This window comes from Streptomyces sp. ME19-01-6, assembly GCF_033793745.1.
Lineage (GTDB): Bacteria > Actinomycetota > Actinomycetes > Streptomycetales > Streptomycetaceae > Streptomyces.
In genome coordinates this window covers 70,416-89,359 of the sequence record NZ_JARAXF010000016.1, presented here as the reverse complement: position 1 = coordinate 89,359, position 18,944 = coordinate 70,416, and the positions used below count along the sequence as shown (strand labels likewise).

The following is an 18,944-nucleotide window of genomic DNA, read 5'->3' as shown; positions in this document are numbered from 1 at the left end:
GCGCATGGTCGGCGACTGGAATGTGCTGGTAAATCTGGCATATCCAGACTCGGTGACGAGGGTGAGGCATGAGAGCAGAACCGGGGCACCGACCGACCGCACACGAAGACGGCCCCAGCCGGACCGAACGGACCGGCAAGGGGGAGGCCCTCGCCAACTGGTTCGACGGGCGCGTCGGCCTCTTCAAGATGGGCAAGGCCCAGCTGAGAAAGGTGTTCCCGGACCACTGGTCCTATCTGATCGGCGAAATCGCCCTCTACACCTTTCTCATCATCATTCTGACCGGCGTCTACCTCACCATGTTCTTCGAGCCCAGCATGAACGAGGTCGTCTATCACGGCACCTACCGGCCGATGAACGGCATCCGCATGTCGGAGGCGTACGAGTCCACCCTGAACATCAGCTTCGATGTGCGCGGCGGACTGCTCATGCGGCAGATCCACCACTGGGCGGCCATTCTCTTCGTGGCGAGCATGCTCATCCACATGATGCGCACCTTCTTCAACGGTGTCTTCCGCAAGCCGCGCGAAATCAACTGGCTCTCCGGCGCCGGCCTGCTGATCCTCGGCATGTTCGACGGATTCCTGGGCTACTCCCTGCCCGATGACCTGCTCTCGGGCACGGGCATGCGCTTTTTGGAGGGTGCGGTCCTGTCGGTGCCGCTGATCGGCACCTACCTCACATTCTTCATTTTCGGCGGGCAGTTCCCCGGCGAAATCATCATTCCGCGACTGTTCACCTTCCACGTCCTGCTGCTCCCCGGCATCATGCTCGGCCTGCTCGCCGTCCATATGATCCTGCTCGTCTACCACAAGCACACCCACCACATCGGGCCCGGGAAAAAGGACATGAACATCGTCGGGCCGCCTTTGTGGCCCGTCTATGTCGCCAAGTCCGGCGGTTTCTTCTTCCTCGTCTTCGGCGTCACCTCCGTCATGTCGGCGATCGCCATGGTCAACCCGGTCTGGCTCTACGGCCCCTACCGGCCCGACCAGGTGTCCACCGACGCCCAGCCCGACTGGTACATGGGATTCTCCGAAGGCCTGATCCGCGTGATGCCCGGCTGGGAGATCAATTTGTGGGGCCACACCCTGGTCCTGGGGATCTTCATCCCCCTGATGGTCTTTCCGATGGTGCTGCTGGTCATCTGGCTCTATCCGTTCATCGAGGCGTGGGTCACCGGCGACCGGCGCGAACACCACCTCAACGAACGCCCCCGCAACGCCCCCACCCGCACCGCCTTCGGCGCCGCCTGGATCGGCCTGTACCTGGTCCTTCTGGGCGAGGGCGGCAACGACCTCATCGCCACCCACTTCAACCTGTCGCTGAACGCGGTCACCTGGGCCTCCCGGATCGCCTTCTTCGCGGTGCCGGTGACCGTGTTCATCGTCACCAAGCGGTGGTGCATCGGCCTCCAGCGGCGGGACCGCCAGAAGGTGCTGCACGGCCGCGAGACCGGCATCATCAAGCGTCTCTCGCACGGCGAGTACGTCGAGCTCCACGAACCGCTGCCCCAGGCCGAGCGGTACACCCTGGTCGCCCACGACCAGCACCTCCCCATCGAGCCGCCCGCGGAGGTCGACGAGGCCGGGATCCCCCGGAAGGTGTCCCGAAAGGAGAAGCTGCGCGCCAAGCTGTCCCGCAGCTACTTCGGCGAGCGGGGGCAGATCCCCAAGGCGACGGTGGAGGAGTACCGCCGGCACCAGGAGGAGCACGAGGCGCACGAGGCGCACGAGGCGCACGAGCCGACGCACTGACCCGCCCTACCGGGCCCGCCCTCGCAGGAGGGGCGCAGAGTGCGCGGCAGGCGGGAGCTCGCGCTGCCGAGGGGTCACTCGAAGACCTTGGACGGCGGCGCCGGGGAGGGCGCGGCGGTCGCGTCGGTGACCGGGGCCGCGCCACCGGTGAAGTCCGCGAGCGCACGGCCGTGTTCGGTCCGCGCCGGGTGGGGGTCCCCGGCGGCGCGGCGGGTGAGCTCGGCGAGGGGCAACTCGCGGTCGGCGGCCAGCAGGACCGCGTTGCCGAAGCGGCGGCCGCGCAGCACGGCGGGGTCGGCGACCAGACACACCTGGGCGAACGCCGCACGCGCGGTGGCGACCTGGGCCCGCAGATGGGCGAGCGGCGGGCCGTCCGCGATATTGGCGGCGTACAGCCCGCCCTGGCGTAGCGCCCGGCGCACCTCGGCGAGGAACTCGACGCTGGTGAGGTGGGCCGGGGTGCGGGCCCCGCTGAAGACGTCGGCGATGATCAGGTCGGCCCAGCCCTCGGGCACCTTGCCCAGGCCCGCCCGCGCGTCCGCCCCTCGCACCCGGATCCGATCGGCGGGGTCCAGCGGCGCCTCGCGCCGTACGAACCGGACGAGCGGGGCGTCGATCTCGACCACCTGCTGGGTGGAGCGGGGGCGGGTCGCCGCGATGTAGCGGGCGAGCGTGAAGGCGCCGCCGCCGAGGTGGACGGCGTGGACCGGGCGGCCGGGCGGGGCGGCGAGGTCGGCGATGTGGCCGAGTCTGCGCTGGTACTCGAAGTCCAGGTACGACGGGTCGTCGAGGTCCACATGTGACTGCGGCTTGCCGTCCACCAGCAGGGTCCATGCGCGTGGGCGGTCCCGGTCGGGCACCAACTCGGCAAGCCCGCCGTCCACCGGCGCGGCGACCGGCTCCAGGGCGCGCGCCCGCGCCGGCCCGCGCTCCCGCGCCGCCGCCGCCCGCTTCCGTACGCCCTTCGCCATGCGCTCCAGTATGCGGCGAGCGGTACAGGGCACCGGCAGCGGCTGGTCACCGGCGGCAGCCGGTCACCGGCAGCGGTCGACGGCCTCGATCATGCGGGCGGCCTCCCCGAGCGCGGCCCGCAGCTCCGCCGGGTCGGTCGTACCGGTGTACGCGTCGCCCGGCGGCACCAGCCAGCCGGTGCCGGTCAGCGGTGGTGACACCGTGCCGACGCCGGCCTCGGCACCCTCCTCGCCGCTGTCCTCGGCGGCGCCGCCCGTGCTCAGACGGACCCCGCACCCAGGCGTCTCGGTGCACTCGCTGCCCGGCATGTCCCAGCCGGCCGCGGTGCCGGCGGGCACCACGAAGCCGAGCGTGTTACAGGCCTTGTCGTGCAGCACGGGGCCGACCCCGTCGCGTGCGCGGCGCAGGAGGTCCACCGCCTCCAGCCCCTGCCGGGCGGGCACGGTCACGAGGTCGCAGTCCTGGCACGGGAGATGCTGAACAGCCGTCCGCGAGCCACTGATGTCCACTCCGGCCTCCCTCTCCAACGGGTTGCAAAGAGCTCAACGCATGACAGTGTCAATGGCTACGGCCGAATGCCGCCATAAAGGATGGCACTTCATGGCAAATCACGGAAGGTATGCCCTCTTTGCGCGTGACGTCCGAATGTCGGACGTGCCCCGACCGGTACGGTTCTCCTCTCGCCCACACGGGAGCACCCTTAGGGAGGGGCCGATATGACCCCGCTTCCAGCGTCTTCGCCGTCACCGCCTTCGCCACCGCGGCCTAACACCGCCTTCCGGCGGCTTCGCGGACAGCTTTCCCCGTCCGAGTTCGCGGCGGCCGTACGAAGAGCGGCGCGGGAGATCGGCGAACAGGTCTCCTGCGACCCCCGCTACATCGGCCGCGTCGAGTCCGGGGCGATCCGCTGCCCCAACTACGCGTACGAGCGCGTCTTCCTCCACATGTTCCCCGGCCGCACCCTGACGGACCTGGGCTTCTCCCCGCGCGAGGCGGTACGCGGACACCGGGCCAGGCCCCCCTCCGGGCCGGGCCCGGTGCCGGACCCCACGGCAGGATCCGTGCCCGGCCCCCGTCCCGCGCCCGGATCCGGCCCCGGCGCGGGCGTGGGCGCGGAGCCGGGGCCGGGGCCGGGGCTCGCCGACAGCGGCGACCCACTGCGCCGCGCCTTCCTGTTCCAGGAGCCGGTCGGCGCGCCCGGCGGCCGGGTCGGCGAGCCGGAGGCCGCGGCCGTCGAAGAGGCAGTCCGCCGGATCCGGCTGCTGGACGACCGGCACGGCGCGGACAGCATCTACCCGCACACCGCCCAGCCGCTGAACGCCGCGTACGCCCTGCTCGACGCGGGCGCGCGGCGCCGCTCGATCGCCGACCGGCTGTACGCGGGCGCCGGGGAACTGGCCATCTCCGTGGGCTGGCTGGCCCATGACTCGGGCCGTCTGGCCGACGCCCGCGCGCACTACGCGGAGGCCCTGGCCACCGCCCGCGTCACGGGCGACCCGGCCCTGGAGGCACACGCCTTCTGCAACGCCGCCTTCCTCGCCCGCGACACGGGCCGCCCCCGCGAGGCCGTACGCGCCGCCCAGGCGGCGCAGCGGGCCGCGGGCCGCCTCGCCTCGCCACGGCTGTTGTCGCTGATCGCGCTCCGCGAGGCGGGCGGCTGGGCCTGGCTCACCGACCGCGCCGGCTGCGAGCGCGCGTTGCTGCGCGCCCAGGCGCTCTTCAGCCGCGGCCCGTCCGACTCCGACCCCGAGTGGATGACCTTCTACGGAGAAGCCGAACTGGAGGGCCTGGAGGCGCAGTGCTGGTCGGCGCTCGGCGACTGGGGGCGAGCCGTCGAGCACGCCCGCCGCGCGGTCGCCCTGCAGAACCCGCACTTCACCCGCAATATCGCGCTGTTCACCACGGAGCTGGCCAGCGATCTGCTCGCCGACGGCGCCCCGGACGCCGCCGCCGTCGCGGCGGCCCGCGCCCTGGAGCTGATGGACCAGGTCAAGTCCTCCCGCATCCGCCGGATGCTCGACGAGACCGCCCGCGTGCTGCGCCCGCACGGCCGCAACACAGTGGTGTCCGATTTCCTCGCCCGCTACGAGCCGAAGGGGCGCGACCCTGTCGAAAGGGAGAGCGCGCGCAGGCCGCGAGGCACGAGTGGCCGAGACTGCGATCGATATGCGGCTACCGCCGCGTGGTTGACCGTCGACAGGGGCTGAAGCGCCCCGAAGGCGAGCCACAAAAGAGGGGCGCCGAAGGGGCGCGACCCTGTCGAAAGGGAGAGCGCGCAGGCCGCGAGGCACGCGTGGCCGAGACTGCGATCGATATGCGGCTACCGCCGCGTGGTCGACCGTCGACACTGGTCAACGCTGTTGGCGATGTGACCGAGACGCCTCGGTCACCGAGCACGCCCACACCCCGAGCCTCACCGTGCCGCCACTGCGGCTGGTCCAGCGGCTCGCCGTGCCACCGGGAACCGGCCCTCGCGCTCTCGCCGCTGTATGCCGACAACCTGAACGGGCTGGCCCCAGCGCTCGTGGTGGGGCCGACCCACGATCCGGTGGCCGATCACGGCCGCCGCTACGCCGACCGACTGCGAGCGGCGGGGACATCCGCGCGGCTCACCGAACACCCCGGAGCGGGGCAGAACGCCGCTCCGTCACGGTGGTGTGGTCCCGGGCGGAGGGCCGCAGACCACCCGCGCCCCGGAGCCCGCGGCCCGCGCGTCAGCCCAAGTGGCCCGTGTCGTTCCAGCGTTCGATGGCCGGTTCGCCATACGCCCAGCCCAGGACGGACAGGGAAGTCGGCTCCAGGCGGATCCGGGCCGCGAAGGACACCTCGAGGCCCAGCCAGCGCGCGCCCAGCGTGCGCAGGATGTGCCCGTGCGCGAAGACCAGCACGTCCCGGTCAGCGGAGCGCGCCCACTCCACCACCGCGTCCGCCCGCGCCGCGATCCCGGCGAGCGTCTCGCCCTCCGGGACGCCGTCGCGCCATATCAGCCAGTCTGGCCGGATCGCCTTGATCTCGGCGGGGGTCATCCCCTCGTACGCGCCGTAGTCCCACTCCAGCAGCGCGTCCCAGTCCCGCGCCCGGGCCCCGAAGCCCGCCAGTTCGCAGGTCTCCTTGGCCCGTGCCAGCGGGCTGGTACGCACCTCGACGCCCGGCAGGCCCGCCCACGGCGCGTGCTGCAACCGCTCGCCGAGCAGTTTGGCGCCGCGCCGGCCCTCCTCCAGCAGGGGAATGTCGGTGCGGCCGGTGTGCTTCCCGGACAGCGACCACTCCGTCTGTCCGTGCCGGGCCAGGAGGATGCGTGGTGCCATGAGGGGTGCCTTTCACCGGATCGGGAGCGCCTCACCGGGGCGGTAGCGCCGTACCGTCCCATCATCGCGCACCCGTTCCGGACGCAACCCGGGGGGCGATCTCGGCGTCTTCCTGATCGCGCACCCGTCCGTCGGGGGATGCCGGGGGATTCCACCAGCGGCGACCCGCGTTTTCCGGACGCATCTCGGGGGCGGTGCGCGAGCCGCTTGGCCTACACCGTACGGTTGACCGCGCGCCTTTTCTTGGCCGCCTGATCTTTTTGGAGAGCGTCCGGATGCCCCAGACCGCGCCCCGCGCCGCAACATGGCAGGGCAGTCGGCCACGTTGGTGGACCGAACTGCCCCTGATAGCCGTGGTGTACGCGGCGTACTCGGCCGGCCGACTGCTGGCCCGGGGCGATGTGACCACCGCTGTCGACCACGGCTTGGGGATACTCCACCTCGAACAGCGGCTGAGCATCGACTTCGAGACCCCGCTCAACGACATATTCACCGCCCACAAGCTGATAGGCATACCGGCCGACTTCGCGTATGCCTCGCTGCACTACGTGGTCACCCCCGCGATCCTGGCCTGGCTGTGGAAGCGCCGCCGGGCCGCCGACTACCGGCTGCTGCGCACCTGGCTGCTGATCTCCACGCTCATCGGGCTGGTCGGCTTCACGCTGATGCCGACCTGTCCGCCCCGGCTGCTGGAGGCGGGCCACGGCTTCGTCGACACGATGGCGCAGTACAGCTCGTACGGCTGGTGGGGCGGCGAGGCGAGCGCGCCGCGCGGGCTCGGCGGCCTCACCAACCAGTACGCGGCCATGCCCAGCCTCCATGTGGGGTGGGCGCTGTGGTGCGGCGTGGTGCTGTGGCGGCACGGGCGTTCGGCGTGGGCCAAGGTCCTCGCGGTCGGCTATCCGTTGAGCATCGCGATCGTGGTGATGGGCACCGCGAACCACTACTTCCTCGACGCGGTCGCCGGGGCGGCCGTCATGGGAGTCGGGCTGCTGCTGGCCAAGCCCGCGCTGCGCCTCGCCGGCCGGATCCGGGCCCGCTTCGGCTCGGCCCGCCCCTCCTCCGAGCAGGCCGCCGGAACCGCTGCTCCTGCCGCGAATGCCGCCTCAAACCTCAATGTCGCCTCGAATGTCAGTGACAAGTGCGAGACTTCGGCGCGTGAACGGGAACGGATCCCTCGACAGCAGGGCAGGGACGCGGACAGAAGCACGGGCGGCGACAGCGGCGGTGGGGAGGTCGGCGCGGCGGTCCGAAGCGGCAGCGGCAGTCAGACCGCCGCAGCCGGGGACGGCGCTGCGGCAGCGGCTCGCTGAGCTGCGCGGCCCGGCCGCCACCCCGCACCCCCTGGACGCCCGCGCGCTGGCCGCGCTGGCCGCCAATCCCGGCTGCCGCCGCCGCGCGCTGCTGGACGGGGCGGGGGTCGACAAGCTCGCGCTCGCCCAGGCGCTGGGGTCTCCCGGGTCCTTCGGCCAGTCCCAGTTCGCCCACCAGCGGGGCAACACCTTCGAGGCCCGGACCAAGGCGGACGGCGGCCAGGCGCTGATGCGGCTGCTGCACGAGCGCCTGCGCGACGGCTCCCCCGCGCCCGAGCCGGGCACCACCACGGTCCCCGACCTGACCGCGGTCGGCCCGCAGGGCCGCACGGCGCGTACGGCGCTGGCCCTGCGGGAGGCCACGGCGGCCAGGGGCTGGGCGCTGCTCGACCACCCCATGGTGAGCCTGGACATCGCCGGCTCCCCCGCCTTCCTGGAGCCGGACGCGGTCGTGGTGCACCCCGACGGCTCCTGGACTGTCATCGAGATCAAGTCCTTCCCCATGGTGGACGGCTCGGCGGACCCGGCCAAGGTGGGCGCGGCGGCCCGGCAGGCCGCGGTGTACGCGCTGGCGCTGGAGCGGGTGGCTTCCCAGGCGCGCGCCCGGGTGCGGCATGAGGTCCTGCTGGTGTGCCCCAAGGACTTCTCCAACCTCCCCACCGCGGAACTGGTCGACGTGCGCAAGCAGCTGGCCGTCACCCGGCGGCAGCTGACCCGCCTCACCCGGATCGAGGAGATCGCCGCCGCGCTCCCCGAAGGCCTCACCTTCGACCTGCGGCTGGCGGACGACGGCCGCACCGTGACCCGGCCGGTCGACGAGCTGATCGCCGCCGTGGAAGCGGTGGACGCCGCCTATGCCCCGGAGTGCCTGTCCGCCTGCGAGCTGGCCGTCCACTGCCGGGCGCGGTGCCGTGCGGAGGGCGGCGTCGAGTCGCTCGGCCGGGGCGTACGGGGCGAGCTGGGCGGTCTGACGACCGTCGAGGCAGTGCTCGCGGCCGCCCTCGGCGAGGCCGCCGATGCCGACCGCCCTGCCCCGCCCACCGGCGACCCCGCGGTCGACGCGCTGCGCCGCGCGGCCGCCCTGCGCGCCGAGGCACTGAGCGCCGCACCCGCACCCGCACCCGCCGAGGAGGCGGTGTGTCGCTGATCACGACGCTGGCCCGGATGGAAGCCGTCCGGGACGGGCGGGCGCGGACCGTCGCGACGGTCCGCCATCGCCATCTGTCCGACCGGCCGCTGGTCTTCGTGCCGCTGACCACGGCGGGCGAGGCCGGCGCCCCGCTGGGCGCGCTGGTGGGGACCGACCGGGACGCCCCGCGGCTGCTGGCCGTGGCGCAGCCGCGCGACCGGGACCTGCGGTTCGCGTTCCTCGCCGAGCTGGCGGAGGTGGTGCTGCCCTACCTGGACTCATACGCGGACGAGGTCGACCTCGAGGAGCGCAAGGAGACCGACCCGGAGACCGGGAAGAAGGTGCCGGTCCAGGTCGAGCTGTGCGCGGACGCCCCTCAGCTGCTGGTGCCCAGCGGCGCGGGCGTGGAATTCGTACGGCTGCTGGGCCGGTCGATGCGGTTCCGGCGGACGGCCGAGCAGGACCCGGAGACGCCCTTCCCCGCGCCCGCGCGGGTGCCGCTGCTCGGGCGGTGGCTGACGCACTACGGGGAGCGGTCCCGGGTGCCCGGCTCGTGCCTGCTGCAGGCGATGACGGACCTGCTGACCCGTCACTGGGCGACCGGGCAGAGCAATCTGGAGGACCAGCACCTGGGCGCGCTGCTGGCCTGGATCGACCCGCCGGAGGGGGAGCCCGGGGACCGGGCGGCGCTGCGGGCCGAGTCGGAGCGGGACGCGGCCGGACAGCTGCTCTGCCCGCCCGCGGGCCCGGCCACCGACCCGGCCTTCGACAACAAGCTGCTGGCCCCCGCGATGGCCCGCTACGACGCGGCGCGCATGGCGGCCGCCGGGGCCGTGGACGGGGCCCGTGCGGAGCGGCACCACGCCGAGGTGCACCGCGCCGAGGCCGAGATCCGCGAGCTGATCGCTGCGCAGCTGCGGCCCACCTGGGACGCGGTGTGGCGGGGTCTGGACCTGCTGCGCGCCCTCCCGGAGGGCGCGCGGGTGGCCGACCGGTGGAAGCGGGACCGCTGGTCGTACACCGGCCACCGGGACCGGGTGCGTGCCGGGGAACCGCCGCAGCCCAAGCGGGACGACGCGGTGACCGCCGCGCAGAAGCTGGCCGCCCGCGAGACCGCACAGGCACAGCTGGAGGCGCAGGAGGCGCTGGACGACCCGATGGTGATGGCGGGGCGGCGGCTGGCCGGGGAGGCGTTCGCCGGGGAGGTCGCCGAGGTGGTCATGGCCTGGTCGGAAGCGAAGGTCCCGCGCCCGCGCCCGCTGGTCACGGTCCGCACCGGGGACCGCCCGCACCTGGGCCAGGGCGTGAAGCTGTACCGCGTGCTGGCCGACGGCAGGACGCAGACCGGGGAGTTCGCGGGCCACTCCGACCCGGACGAGATGCCGGAAGGCGCCGAGGGCGCGCTGGTCGTGCGGCTGACCGGCGGCATGGGGCGGGGCAAGACCCCCGAGCCGGGGTCGGTGCCGGAGCCGGGCGACCGGGTGTGCTGGACCCTGTTCGAGCACGCCCCGCGCGGCGGCCCGGAGCTGCCCGACGCGGAGGCCACGCCCTGGACCCACGGCGGCCCGCCCGACGCGGCCGCCGCGCAGGCCCCCGATCCGGTGTCCGAGGAGGATTTTTTGTGACCGCTTCGAACCCGGCCACGGGAGCCGCGCCCGGCGGAGCCGCCGCCGAGGCGTTCGACCCGGCGGCGGCCGCCGCCCGCGCGACGGACGCGATCCTGCACGACACGCTGCACGGCGCGCACCGGGGCGTGGTCGTGGACTCCCCGCCGGGCGCGGGCAAGTCGACGCTGGTGGTGCGCGCGGCCCGCGAGCTCGCGGCGGCCGGACGGCCGCTGATGGTGGTCGCGCAGACCAACGCCCAGGTGGACGACCTGGTGGACCGGCTGGCCCGGGAGGATCCCGAGCTGCCCGTGGGGCGGCTGCACAGCAGCGAGCCGCACCCGTACGACCCGGTGCTCGACCAGCACCGCTCGGTCCGCGCCTCGGCCAAGGTCGCGGACCTCGCCGGTCTCGACGTCGTGGTCTCCACGGCCGCGAAGTGGGCACATGTCAAGAACGTCGAGCCGTGGCGGCACGCCATCGTCGACGAGGCGTACCAGATGCGGTCTGATGCGCTGCTGGCCGTCGCGGGGCTCTTCGAGCGGGCGCTGTTCGTCGGCGACCCAGGGCAGCTGGACCCGTTCAGCGTGGTGGGCGCGGACCAGTGGGCGGGCCTGTCGTACGACCCGTCGGCGAGCGCGGTGAGCACGCTGCTCGCGCACAACCCCCAGCTTCCGCAGCACCGGCTGCCGGTGTCCTGGCGGCTGCCCGCCTCCGCGGCGCCGCTCGTCTCGGACGCCTTCTACCCGTACACGCCCTTCCGCAGCGGCACCGGCCACGGCGACCGGCGGCTGCGCTTCGGCGTCCCCTCCGACGGCTCGGGCCCGGACCGGGTGCTGGACGAGGCCGCCGAGTCGGGGTGGGGGCTGCTGGAGCTGCCCGCCCGGCGGACGCCGCGTACGGACCCGGAGGCGGTGGGCGCCGTGGCCCTGGTGGTGCGGCGGCTGCTGGACCGGGGCGGGGCCGCGGTCAGCGAGCGGTCGGCCGACCCGGTGCCGCTGACGGCGGACCGGATCGCGGTGGGCACCGCGCACCGGGACCAGGCGGCGGCCGTCCGGGCCGCGCTGGCCGACCTGGGGGTGACCGGGGTCACGGTCGACACGGCCAACCGACTCCAGGGGCGCGAGTTCGATGTGACCGTGGTGCTGCATCCGCTGTCGGGGCGGCCGGACGCGACGGAGTTCCATCTGGAGACCGGCCGGCTGTGCGTGCTGGCCTCCCGGCACCGGCACGCGTGCATCGTGGTGTGCCGGGCGGGCGTGGCCGAGCTGCTGGACGAGCACCCGTCGACGGAGCCGGTACAGCTGGGGGTCACGGTGAAGTTCCCGGACGGATGGGAGGCCAACCACGCGGTCCTGGCTCATCTGGCGGAACACCGTGTGAGCTGGCGGCCATCGGGTATGTCCTGAGGCGCTCTTGCCCCACGGGCGACAATGGGGGGAGAGAACGAGACAGCTCGGCCGATAAGACCCGCACGGGTCCGAGGACTCACAAGGAGAGACACATGCCCGAGCCGCATCCGGCTCAAGGCCCGCACGGCACCGCGCCCCGGCGGCTGAAACCCGCACCCCTGCTGTTCGAACCCACCGCGGCCGTCGCGGACGAGGCGCACTTCTTCGACCTGGAGTCCATCGAGGACCCGCGTGAGCTGCTGTCCCGCTCCACGGAACTCGTGCTCGCCTTCCGCGCGGCGACCGACCGCGCCATGGAGTTCCAGGCCATGGCGGCGGCCCAGCTCGCCGATCCGCGGCGGTTCGACCGGCTGACCCCGGCCGTGATCGCGGAGCGGGCGGAGTGGACCGAGGACTACGCCAAGAAGATGGTCGAATTCGGCCGCGAGCTGATGCGGGGCGGCGACGCGACGGACTGATCGCGACCGTGAGCGGTATGCGGCCCTTGGCATATGCGGGCGGAAGATACCGCACGCATCATCGTCACATACCGGTTTTACCTCATTCCCCTCCGTAGTCCCTTCCACCGGTAAGTGTAGAAACATGAGCGAATGGCCTCGGGACTCACATCACGCCGCCGCCTATGTCACCCCCGCCGGAGCGGACTGGCTCGCCTCGGCCAGCGCCTGCCCCCGTAGCGTGCACGCGCTGTGGGCGCAGCGCCCCAGCGTGCCCGTCACCCTGCCGTGCGGCACCGCCTTCGACGTGGTCAGCATGGACGCCCTCTTCGGCCGCCGGGTGGTGAGCCGGTTATGGACCGACGGGCCGGGCAGCGGCCCGGTGGCGACCCTGCGCGGCCGCGTCATGCTGTTCGCCGCCCCGGGCGCGGCCCGACGGCTTGGAGCGCTGCTCGCCTGGGAGGAGTGGACGGCGTCCGCCCCGCCGCTGCTCTGCTACAGCTGGGGCGACGCGGTGACCGTCCCGCCGCCGTACCCGGAGGAGACGCCCGCCGCCGAGGGCCGCTGGCTGGTCGCCCCCGACGTCCGGCGCCCCTGGCTGCCCGGCCCGGAGGCGCTGCTGTGGGCGTGCGTACGGGCCGCTCGCGCGGCCTCCCAGCTCCTCGACCGCACCGCTGTGACCAGCACACCCGCCGTTTTTCCGGGGTGACGGATATCGATTTTCGCTCCGCCTGATCCGGGTGCTAAGGTCTTCTACGTCAGCAGGCGCCGCTAGCTCAGTTGGTTAGAGCAGCTGACTCTTAATCAGCGGGTCCGGGGTTCGAGTCCCTGGCGGCGCACCTTGGCTCCTAGAGCCACTGACCTGGGGTTTCTCGGTTCTCCGAGAAACCCCAGTTTCGTTTCCGGGGGCCGTGCGTTCATCACCTCGATACGAACCGTACGCGCTCGGCCAGGACGGCAGAGCTCGTCTCCAGGTCCGCCAGCCGGACAGCGAGCGTGGCCTCGGCCAGCCGTGGTGGCAGAGCCTCTGCGAACGTCACCGCTCTCCAGGCCGGGGGCGTGAGATCCTCCCGCAGGCGAATCCAGAGTCGTTGATGCGCTGGCCGGGCACAGCCGTCCCCTCCAGGGTGGCGTGGCGGGTCAGCCCCCAGCCGTGGGCCGTCGATGCGCTCGGCCAGCAGGCTGGGGTCCGTACGGCCGATTTCACGGCGACCCGCCGGCCGGGGGTCAGCGTCCCTTTCCGGTCTCGGTCGAGGTGATGCCCAAGCTGGTGCGACGCATGGCCTGATACAGGGCGGCATCCTCCGGCGGGTCCGGCAGCGGGCCGCGGGCGGGCGTCCTGAAGGACTGGATCATCCACGCGACCGGGCGGCGCCAGGCGTCGGGGGCAGCCTCGCCGGTGGCGCTCAGGACGCCGGCATTGGCCATGAGCAGCAGGACCAGGTCCCGGCTGGTGAAGTCCTCGCGCAGGTCTCCGCTGTCCTTGGCGCGGGCGATGAGCTCCAGGAAACCCTGATACGCCTCGGCGCGACACGCCTCCAGAGCCTCGGCCCCGGGCAGGCTCATCGTCAGGACGTCGGCGAAACCGCGGTCGGCGGCCTGCATCGCGCAGACCGTCTCGATGTAGCCGGCGAAGCCGCGCCACGGGTCGGGGTCGGCCAGTGCTTCGGCGGTGGCCCGCACGTAGGCGTCCATCCGGTCCGCGAAGACAGCCGCGACCAGCTCCTCCTTGGTGGGGAAGCGGCGGAACATCGTGGCGATCCCCACCCCGGCCTCCCGCGCGACCGAGGCCATCGACGCGTTCAGCCCGTCGCGGCCGAACACCGTGCGCGCGGCAGCGATGATCCGCTCCCGGTTGCGCTCCGCATCGCTGCGCAGCGGCTGAGCGGCGGAGTCGGCCGAGCTGCCGGTGTCGCCCGTGTGCTGGTCCCGAGGGCTCATACCGACCACCCTAGCAAACCGGATAGCCCTATCCGATTGCCGTGCTACGCTCGCACCACTCAAACGGATAGGGCTATCCGGATTCAGAAAGCGGATAGCCCTATCCACCTCTACTTCACGGAAGGCTTCCCATGCCCACCATCGCCATCGTCGGCGCCGGCCCCCAGCTGGGCCTCGCCATCGCCCGAACCTTCGGCTCCCACGGCCACAACGTCGCCCTGATCTCCCGCAACCGCGCCAAGCTCGACGACCTGGCCGCCAAGCTGGCCGCCGACGGCATCACCGCCGCCGCCTTCCCCGCCGACGTCCTCGACCGCGATGCCCTCACCGGGGCACTGCAGCACGCCGCCACGCACTTCGGCGGCATCGACGTCCTGGAGTACTCCCCAGTCGGCGGCATCGACTCCACCACCCTGACCACCCCGAGTGCGGCCGAACCGGAGCACGTGCAGCACGAGATGGACTTCCAGCTCTACGGGGCCATCGCCGCCACCCAGGCGGTGCTGCCCGCGATGCGCCAGGCCGGCGCCGGCACCCTTCTCTACACCACCGGCGCGGGATCCATCGACCCGGTACCGCAGGTCGGCAACGTCAACGCCGCCGCCGCGGCCCTGCGCAACTGGGCGATCAACCTGCACAAGGAGCTGACCGACAGCGGGGTCCAGGCCGCCCACGTCGCCATCGACGTGTCCATCGGCATGTCGGTCGTCCCCGGCTTCCCGACGGCTCAGCCCGAGGAGATCTCCCCGGTCTACTGGGAGCTGCACACCACCCACCGCGACAAGGCTGAACGCGTCTTCAGTCGCTGACACCCACCAACCCTTGATCGTGCCGCGGCGGAGATCATCGCGGCACGATCAACGAGAGTCGGTCTCGCACAGGGCCGACTTCACGGTACTCAGTTGGCTATGCCGACGGGGTGGACCTGGATCTTGTCGTCGTACGGGCCGGCCAGCTTCAGCGCATCCGCGGGCCACTCCAGGGACACGCTGTGGGTCTCGTTCGGCGGCGTCACGATGATGTTGGTCGGGGACGCGAGGCTGTCGCCACTGAAGTCGACCTCGTACGAGATGCTGAAGGTGGCGGTGTCACCGGGCTTCAGGTCGGTGATGCGGGGCTGCTCACCGCCGCGATGGACAGGAGCGGACGTGCCATCGATGTCCTTCAAGTCGACGCCCGCGAAGCCCGTCGCCGAGCAGGTCTTCGCGCCCTTGTTGGTCATCTGAACGGTGACCTCACCCACCTTCTGGTCGGGCGAGCTGTCCACAGCCTCCATGACCAGGTCGTTCGTGCGGCAGAACTTGCTCTTTCCGCCGGAGCCCGACTTGGCGTTGTCCGGCTGGGCATCGGTGCCCTGCGCTCCGGCGGAGGAGCCTGCGCTGCTGGCCCCGGTCGCAGGCTTCGAGGCGGTGTCGTCCGCGTTGTTGCAGGCGGTCAGGGAAAGGCCGGCGGCTGCGATGAGTGCCGCGGCGGCGACGCGCAGGGTGCGGCGACGGGCGGTGCGGACAGTGGTGCTGGAGCTCATTTCGGTTTCCCCCGGGGGTGGTTTGTGTCGTTGTCTCCTCGGTACGTCACCCACTCTGGTCGAGGCCACTATCGTTGGGCTGCCGCTCCACTAACACCCGGCTAAGTGTCGATTTCCGAAGCCGCGTGCACGGATGTCTGAAGTCGCCTGCACAGGCGCCGTGCTGGAGTCCCCGCGCGGAACGACGCTCAGCCTGACCGCTCCACGAGCGTCCCCGTGCCGTACGTCGTCGGCTCATCCCGCTGGCGTGGTGCGGCTACCGTGGCCCACACCGTCTTTCCGGGCCCCCGGCGTTCCCGCACCCCCCAGCGCTCGGCGAACGCATCGACCAGGAACAGGCCCCTGCCGTGCTCGTCGTCCCGCTCGGGCACGACCCGCGCGGGCTGCCTGTCGTGCGTGTCCGACACCTCGATGCGCACGACGCCGGTCTCGTCGTCGTACCGGAGCAGCAGCGCGAAGTCCCGCCCCGGCACCAGGCCGTGCACCACGGCGTTGGCGGCCAACTCGGCGACCACCAGTGCAACGGCCTCGAAGCCGTTACTGCCCCGGGGACCCCCCCACGCGGCGACCTGATGCGCGGCCAGGAGCCGGGCCAGCCGGGCGCCACGGCGGGTGGCGGAGAAACGTTGAGCGAACGTGCGTACGGTGACGGGCACTTGGGCCTGTGGAGCTGAGGGGGTGCTAGGCACGACGGCCGCGCGCGTCCTGGCGGCTGCGGCCCGCAGTCTGACGCGCAAGGCGGGGCTGGCGTCGCGAGAGATCTTCGAACGCCGCCTTCCTCCACTCACAGAGGAGCAGTTCGAGAACCAAGTGGCTGCTCGCCTGGCGAGGCAGCAACTCCTTACGGAGCGCCCGAACACAACGTTCTCCTTCATCATTGAACAGGCGCTACTGGAGCGCCAGTTCGGCGGCGTTGACGTCACCAAGGCTCTGTACGACCACCTGCTGGAGCAGGGGTGCCACCGCAACGTGGAGATCCAGGTCATGCCGCTGCGGCAGGAGGACGATTCCGGTTTCGAGGGGCCGATGTACCTTGCCGAAACTGCGGACAACCGTTGGGTTGGCTACGTGACCCACCACCAGCATGCGCTCAGTCCGTCACGCCCGCGCCGCCTCCCGGATGTCGTGGAGCAGCTCCGCCTGGCGCAGCACGGCGGCCCGGCCGTCCCGCACCTCCCGGCCGCCCTGGGCGTCCCGGACGGCCCGTACGAAGGCGGCGAGGGTGTTCGCCACCTGGTCGTCGGGCGCCACCCGCAGCTCCTCGTCGCCGTCCGCGCGCCGCAGCCGGACCCTGGGCTCGAAGTCGGCGGGCGGGGTGTAGGCGCGCTCCACACTCAGCCGCCCCTCGGTGCCCCACAGCTCGTACATCGCCACGTAGGGGTGGTCGAGTCCGAAGGTCAGCTGGACGGTGACCCCCTCGGGCGTGTGCAGCACGGCGGCCCCGGAGGTGTCGACCCGCCGTCCTTCACCGCGGGTGAGCACCGCGCCCGCGACCCGCAGCGCTGGGCCCAGGAAGTGCAGCGCGGCGCGCACCGGATACACGCCGACGTCCCACAGCGCGCCACCGCCCAGGTCCGGGTTGTAGCGGATGTCGGTGTCCTGAAGGCGGGGGATGGCGAACGCCGCGTGCATCGCGCGCAGTTCACCGATCGCCCCCTCGGCGAGCGCCGTGCGCACGGCCTCGTGCTGGCCGTGGTGGACGAACATCACGTTCTCCATCAGCACCAGGCCCAGCTCGCGGGCCAGGGCCAGCAGCTCGGCGGTGCGCGCCGGGTCGGTGGTGAGCGGCTTCTCCGCCAGCACATGCTTGCCCGCGCGCAGCGCCGCCTCCACCCACCGCGCGTGCAAGGCGGCGGGCAGCGGTGCGTACACCGCCTCCACCTCCTCCAGCGCCAGCAGCTCCGCGTATCCGGTCACCGGGCGGCAGCCGTACAGCCGCGCCGTCTCCACGGCCTTGGCCGCGTCCCGGCTGGCCACCGCCACGACCTCGGCGCCGGGCGCGGCCATCATGGCCGGCAGCATCCGGCGGCGCGCGAAATCGGCACAGCCCAGCACCCCGACGCGCAGCTCGGCGTCGCTCATCGGCCGTCCCCTCCCATCGCTCCCAGGCAGGCCAGCAGCGTACGCGCCTGGACGTTGACGTAGTGGCCGTGCCGGACCAGCGAGCGCAGCTGGGCCGGGGTGACCCAGCGGTACCCCGGCGGCGGGTCGAGCGGGGCGTCGTCGGACTCCACGACCAGGGTGCGGCTCTCCGCGTTCAGGAACCGCCCGCCCTCCTCCGAGTGCGCCGCCTCGTACCGCACGCCGCCGCCACGGGGGGCGAGGACCAGGTCGAGGAAGGGCGGCCGGTCCGCGGACGGCAGGTGGTCCCAGTTCCCGGGCGTGCACTGGACGGTGGGGCCGAGCTCGACGGTGTCGAGGAAGCCGCCCTCGACGCGCGCGTGCGCGAGCACATGCAGGACGCCGCCGAACCGCCGCGCCACGAACGCCGTGATCCCGGTTCCCACCGGCTCGAACAGCGGCTGGGTCCACTTGCTCACCTCGCGGCTGCCGGCCCGCACCGACACCGCCACCACCCTGAAGTACCTGCCCTCCTCGTGGTCGACGGACCGCTCGCCGCGCACCCAGCCGGGCACCGAGGCCAGCGGGACGCGCTCGGCCCGCAGATCGCGCCGGGAGCGCTCGCCGGTGAACCAGGACAGCAGCTCGGCGTCGGTGTGCAGCGCGCGCTCCGCGGCGCCGGCTCCGTGCTCGGTCGCCGGCTGCCCTCCGTACTCCGGCATGCAGGACAGCACCGTGCGCGCGTCCATGTTGATGACCAGGTCCTGGTGCAGCAGTTCATTGATCTGCCCCAGGGTCAGCCAGCAGAAGTCGTCGTCCAACGGGACGTCGTCCAACGCCTCGACGATCATGTTGCGGTTGCTCTTGCGGTAGAACCACGAGCCGTGCTCGGACTGGAGGGCGTCGGCCATGACCCGGCCGCGCCCGGGCCGGACGAAGTAGTCCAGGTACTTCACGTCCAGGCCCTTGTGCACCTTGGTGTAGTTGCTGCGGGTCGCCTGCACGGTGGGCGACAGCTGCAGCAGGTTGGGGTTGCCCGGCTCCATCTTGGCCTGCATGAGGAAGTGCAGCACCCCGTCGAACTCCTTGGCCAGGATGCCGAGAATGCCCACCTCGGGCTGGACGATGATCGGCTGGTGCCAGTTGCGGTACGGGCCCTCGTCGGTGGAGGCGGACAGCCCCTCCACGGTGAAGAAGCGCCCGCTGCGGTGCACCAGATTGCCGGTGCCGGACTCGAACGACCAGCCGTCCAGCTCGGCGAACACGATGCGGTCCACGCTGAAGTCGTGCGCGCGCCCGCGGGAGGCGAGCCAGCCGCCGAAGTCCTCGGTGCGCAGCTGGGCCCCCTGGTCCGCGGCGGCCGACCGGGCCAGCCGGGCAGGCAGCCCGGGGTCCTCCCGGGGCCGCAGGACGGGGCGGGTCGGCAGGCTGGTGGTCGACACGGGGCGGCTCCTAGGGCTGGAATACGTGTGGGTGTGGATGGCG

The 18,944-nt window shown here is 72.5% G+C and carries 17 protein-coding genes, 1 tRNA gene and 2 pseudogenes; 12 read left to right on the top strand and 8 right to left on the bottom strand.

The window, feature by feature from the left end; translation table 11 throughout:
• Positions 1 to 68 precede the first annotated feature (68 nt).
• A complete protein-coding gene (locus PV419_RS30165; protein ID WP_319694345.1) occupies positions 69 to 1,757 on the top strand; it encodes a ubiquinol-cytochrome c reductase cytochrome b subunit in 1,689 nt (562 codons plus the stop codon).
• Between the two features lie 74 nt (positions 1,758 to 1,831).
• Here the strand turns inward: PV419_RS30165 and PV419_RS30160 are convergent, their stop codons facing one another.
• Positions 1,832 to 2,728 carry a fused MFS/spermidine synthase gene (locus PV419_RS30160; RefSeq protein ID WP_319694343.1) on the bottom strand — a complete coding sequence of 299 codons (897 nt, stop codon included), beginning with the start codon at positions 2,726 to 2,728 and terminating at the stop codon, positions 1,832 to 1,834.
• Positions 2,729 to 2,791: 63 nt separating this feature from the next.
• Positions 2,792 to 3,238 (bottom strand): hypothetical protein, encoded by a 447-nt coding sequence (locus PV419_RS30155; RefSeq protein WP_319694341.1) that lies wholly within the window; start codon positions 3,236 to 3,238, stop codon positions 2,792 to 2,794.
• A 207-nt stretch (positions 3,239 to 3,445) separates the two neighbouring features.
• Between PV419_RS30155 and PV419_RS30150 the strand changes: the two genes are divergently transcribed.
• Positions 3,446 to 4,936 (top strand): tetratricopeptide repeat protein, encoded by a 1,491-nt coding sequence (locus tag PV419_RS30150; protein ID WP_319694339.1) that lies wholly within the window; start codon positions 3,446 to 3,448, stop codon positions 4,934 to 4,936.
• Positions 4,937 to 5,043: 107 nt separating this feature from the next.
• A pseudogene (locus tag PV419_RS30145) lies at positions 5,044 to 5,298 on the top strand (alpha/beta hydrolase); the annotation flags it as partial.
• 145 nt (positions 5,299 to 5,443) lie between these two features.
• Here the strand turns inward: PV419_RS30145 and PV419_RS30140 are convergent.
• Positions 5,444 to 6,037, bottom strand: coding sequence for a histidine phosphatase family protein (locus PV419_RS30140; protein ID WP_319694338.1), 594 nt, complete (start codon positions 6,035 to 6,037; stop codon positions 5,444 to 5,446).
• 275 nt (positions 6,038 to 6,312) lie between these two features.
• On the opposite strand from PV419_RS30140, the gene PV419_RS30135 reads away from it, so the two are divergent.
• From PV419_RS30135 to PV419_RS30105, 7 genes are all read left to right on the top strand, one after another.
• Positions 6,313 to 7,350, top strand: coding sequence for a phosphatase PAP2 family protein (locus PV419_RS30135; protein ID WP_319694336.1), 1,038 nt, complete (start codon positions 6,313 to 6,315; stop codon positions 7,348 to 7,350).
• Positions 7,265 to 8,497: a hypothetical protein gene (locus PV419_RS30130; RefSeq protein WP_319694334.1), complete on the top strand. Its 1,233-nt coding sequence runs from the start codon at positions 7,265 to 7,267 to the stop codon at positions 8,495 to 8,497. The genes PV419_RS30135 and PV419_RS30130 overlap by 86 nt, the downstream gene beginning before the upstream one ends.
• Entirely contained in the window at positions 8,488 to 10,104 is a 1,617-nt protein-coding gene (locus PV419_RS30125; RefSeq protein WP_319694333.1) for a hypothetical protein, read from the top strand. The genes PV419_RS30130 and PV419_RS30125 overlap by 10 nt, the downstream gene beginning before the upstream one ends.
• Positions 10,101 to 11,492, top strand: coding sequence for an AAA domain-containing protein (locus PV419_RS30120; protein ID WP_319694331.1), 1,392 nt, complete (start codon positions 10,101 to 10,103; stop codon positions 11,490 to 11,492). Before PV419_RS30125 ends, PV419_RS30120 begins: the two co-directional genes overlap by 4 nt.
• A gap of 95 nt (positions 11,493 to 11,587) precedes the next feature.
• On the top strand, positions 11,588 to 11,953 hold the full coding sequence (locus PV419_RS30115; protein ID WP_319694330.1) for a hypothetical protein: 366 nt from the start codon (positions 11,588 to 11,590) through the stop codon (positions 11,951 to 11,953).
• Positions 11,954 to 12,077: 124 nt separating this feature from the next.
• Complete coding sequence (locus PV419_RS30110) at positions 12,078 to 12,641, top strand: bifunctional DNA primase/polymerase (RefSeq protein WP_319694328.1); 564 nt, start codon at positions 12,078 to 12,080, stop codon at positions 12,639 to 12,641.
• A 56-nt stretch (positions 12,642 to 12,697) separates the two neighbouring features.
• Positions 12,698 to 12,771 (top strand) — tRNA-Lys (locus PV419_RS30105).
• Positions 12,772 to 13,159: 388 nt separating this feature from the next.
• Here the strand turns inward: PV419_RS30105 and PV419_RS30100 are convergent.
• Positions 13,160 to 13,873, bottom strand: coding sequence for a helix-turn-helix domain-containing protein (locus PV419_RS30100; protein ID WP_319694327.1), 714 nt, complete (start codon positions 13,871 to 13,873; stop codon positions 13,160 to 13,162).
• Positions 13,874 to 14,004: 131 nt separating this feature from the next.
• On the opposite strand from PV419_RS30100, the gene PV419_RS30095 reads away from it, so the two are divergent.
• Positions 14,005 to 14,682 (top strand): SDR family NAD(P)-dependent oxidoreductase, encoded by a 678-nt coding sequence (locus PV419_RS30095; RefSeq protein WP_319694326.1) that lies wholly within the window; start codon positions 14,005 to 14,007, stop codon positions 14,680 to 14,682.
• A gap of 89 nt (positions 14,683 to 14,771) precedes the next feature.
• Here the strand turns inward: PV419_RS30095 and PV419_RS30090 are convergent, their stop codons facing one another.
• Together PV419_RS30090 and PV419_RS30085 are read right to left on the bottom strand one after the other, a co-directional pair.
• The gene (locus tag PV419_RS30090; protein ID WP_319694324.1) at positions 14,772 to 15,398 is read right to left on the bottom strand and encodes a DUF4232 domain-containing protein; all 627 of its coding nucleotides are present in this window, start codon (positions 15,396 to 15,398) and stop codon (positions 14,772 to 14,774) included.
• A gap of 188 nt (positions 15,399 to 15,586) precedes the next feature.
• Positions 15,587 to 16,054, bottom strand: a complete 468-nt coding sequence (locus PV419_RS30085) for an ATP-binding protein (RefSeq protein WP_319694322.1) — start codon at positions 16,052 to 16,054, stop codon at positions 15,587 to 15,589.
• Here PV419_RS30085 and PV419_RS30080 point away from each other — a divergent pair.
• Positions 16,035 to 16,466 (top strand): annotated as a pseudogene (locus tag PV419_RS30080) (Scr1 family TA system antitoxin-like transcriptional regulator); the annotation flags it as partial. The gene PV419_RS30085 and the pseudogene PV419_RS30080 overlap by 20 nt on opposite strands.
• Before the next feature lie 30 nt (positions 16,467 to 16,496).
• Here PV419_RS30080 and PV419_RS30075 read toward each other — a convergent pair.
• Entirely contained in the window at positions 16,497 to 17,480 is a 984-nt protein-coding gene (locus PV419_RS30075) for a Gfo/Idh/MocA family oxidoreductase (protein WP_319694321.1), read from the bottom strand.
• On the bottom strand, positions 17,477 to 18,901 hold the full coding sequence (locus PV419_RS30070; RefSeq protein WP_319694319.1) for an NDP-hexose 2,3-dehydratase family protein: 1,425 nt from the start codon (positions 18,899 to 18,901) through the stop codon (positions 17,477 to 17,479). The genes PV419_RS30075 and PV419_RS30070 overlap by 4 nt, the downstream gene beginning before the upstream one ends.
• Between the last annotated feature and the right edge of the window lie 43 nt (positions 18,902 to 18,944).

Excerpts from the sequence above, each read along its gene's own strand:
- PV419_RS30140 (WP_319694338.1), bottom strand. The coding sequence starts at position 6,037 with ATGGCACCACGCATCCTCCTGGCCCGGCACGGACAGACGGAGTGGTCG.
- PV419_RS30150 (WP_319694339.1), top strand. The coding sequence starts at position 3,446 with ATGACCCCGCTTCCAGCGTCTTCGCCGTCACCGCCTTCGCCACCGCGG.
- PV419_RS30115 (WP_319694330.1), top strand. The coding sequence starts at position 11,588 with ATGCCCGAGCCGCATCCGGCTCAAGGCCCGCACGGCACCGCGCCCCGG.
- PV419_RS30090 (WP_319694324.1), bottom strand. The coding sequence starts at position 15,398 with ATGAGCTCCAGCACCACTGTCCGCACCGCCCGTCGCCGCACCCTGCGC.
- PV419_RS30100 (WP_319694327.1), bottom strand. The coding sequence starts at position 13,873 with ATGAGCCCTCGGGACCAGCACACGGGCGACACCGGCAGCTCGGCCGAC.
- PV419_RS30165 (WP_319694345.1), top strand. The coding sequence starts at position 69 with ATGAGAGCAGAACCGGGGCACCGACCGACCGCACACGAAGACGGCCCC.
- PV419_RS30075 (WP_319694321.1), bottom strand. The coding sequence starts at position 17,480 with ATGAGCGACGCCGAGCTGCGCGTCGGGGTGCTGGGCTGTGCCGATTTC.
- PV419_RS30095 (WP_319694326.1), top strand. The coding sequence starts at position 14,005 with ATGCCCACCATCGCCATCGTCGGCGCCGGCCCCCAGCTGGGCCTCGCC.
- PV419_RS30110 (WP_319694328.1), top strand. The coding sequence starts at position 12,078 with ATGAGCGAATGGCCTCGGGACTCACATCACGCCGCCGCCTATGTCACC.
- PV419_RS30135 (WP_319694336.1), top strand. The coding sequence starts at position 6,313 with ATGCCCCAGACCGCGCCCCGCGCCGCAACATGGCAGGGCAGTCGGCCA.
- PV419_RS30160 (WP_319694343.1), bottom strand. The coding sequence starts at position 2,728 with ATGGCGAAGGGCGTACGGAAGCGGGCGGCGGCGGCGCGGGAGCGCGGG.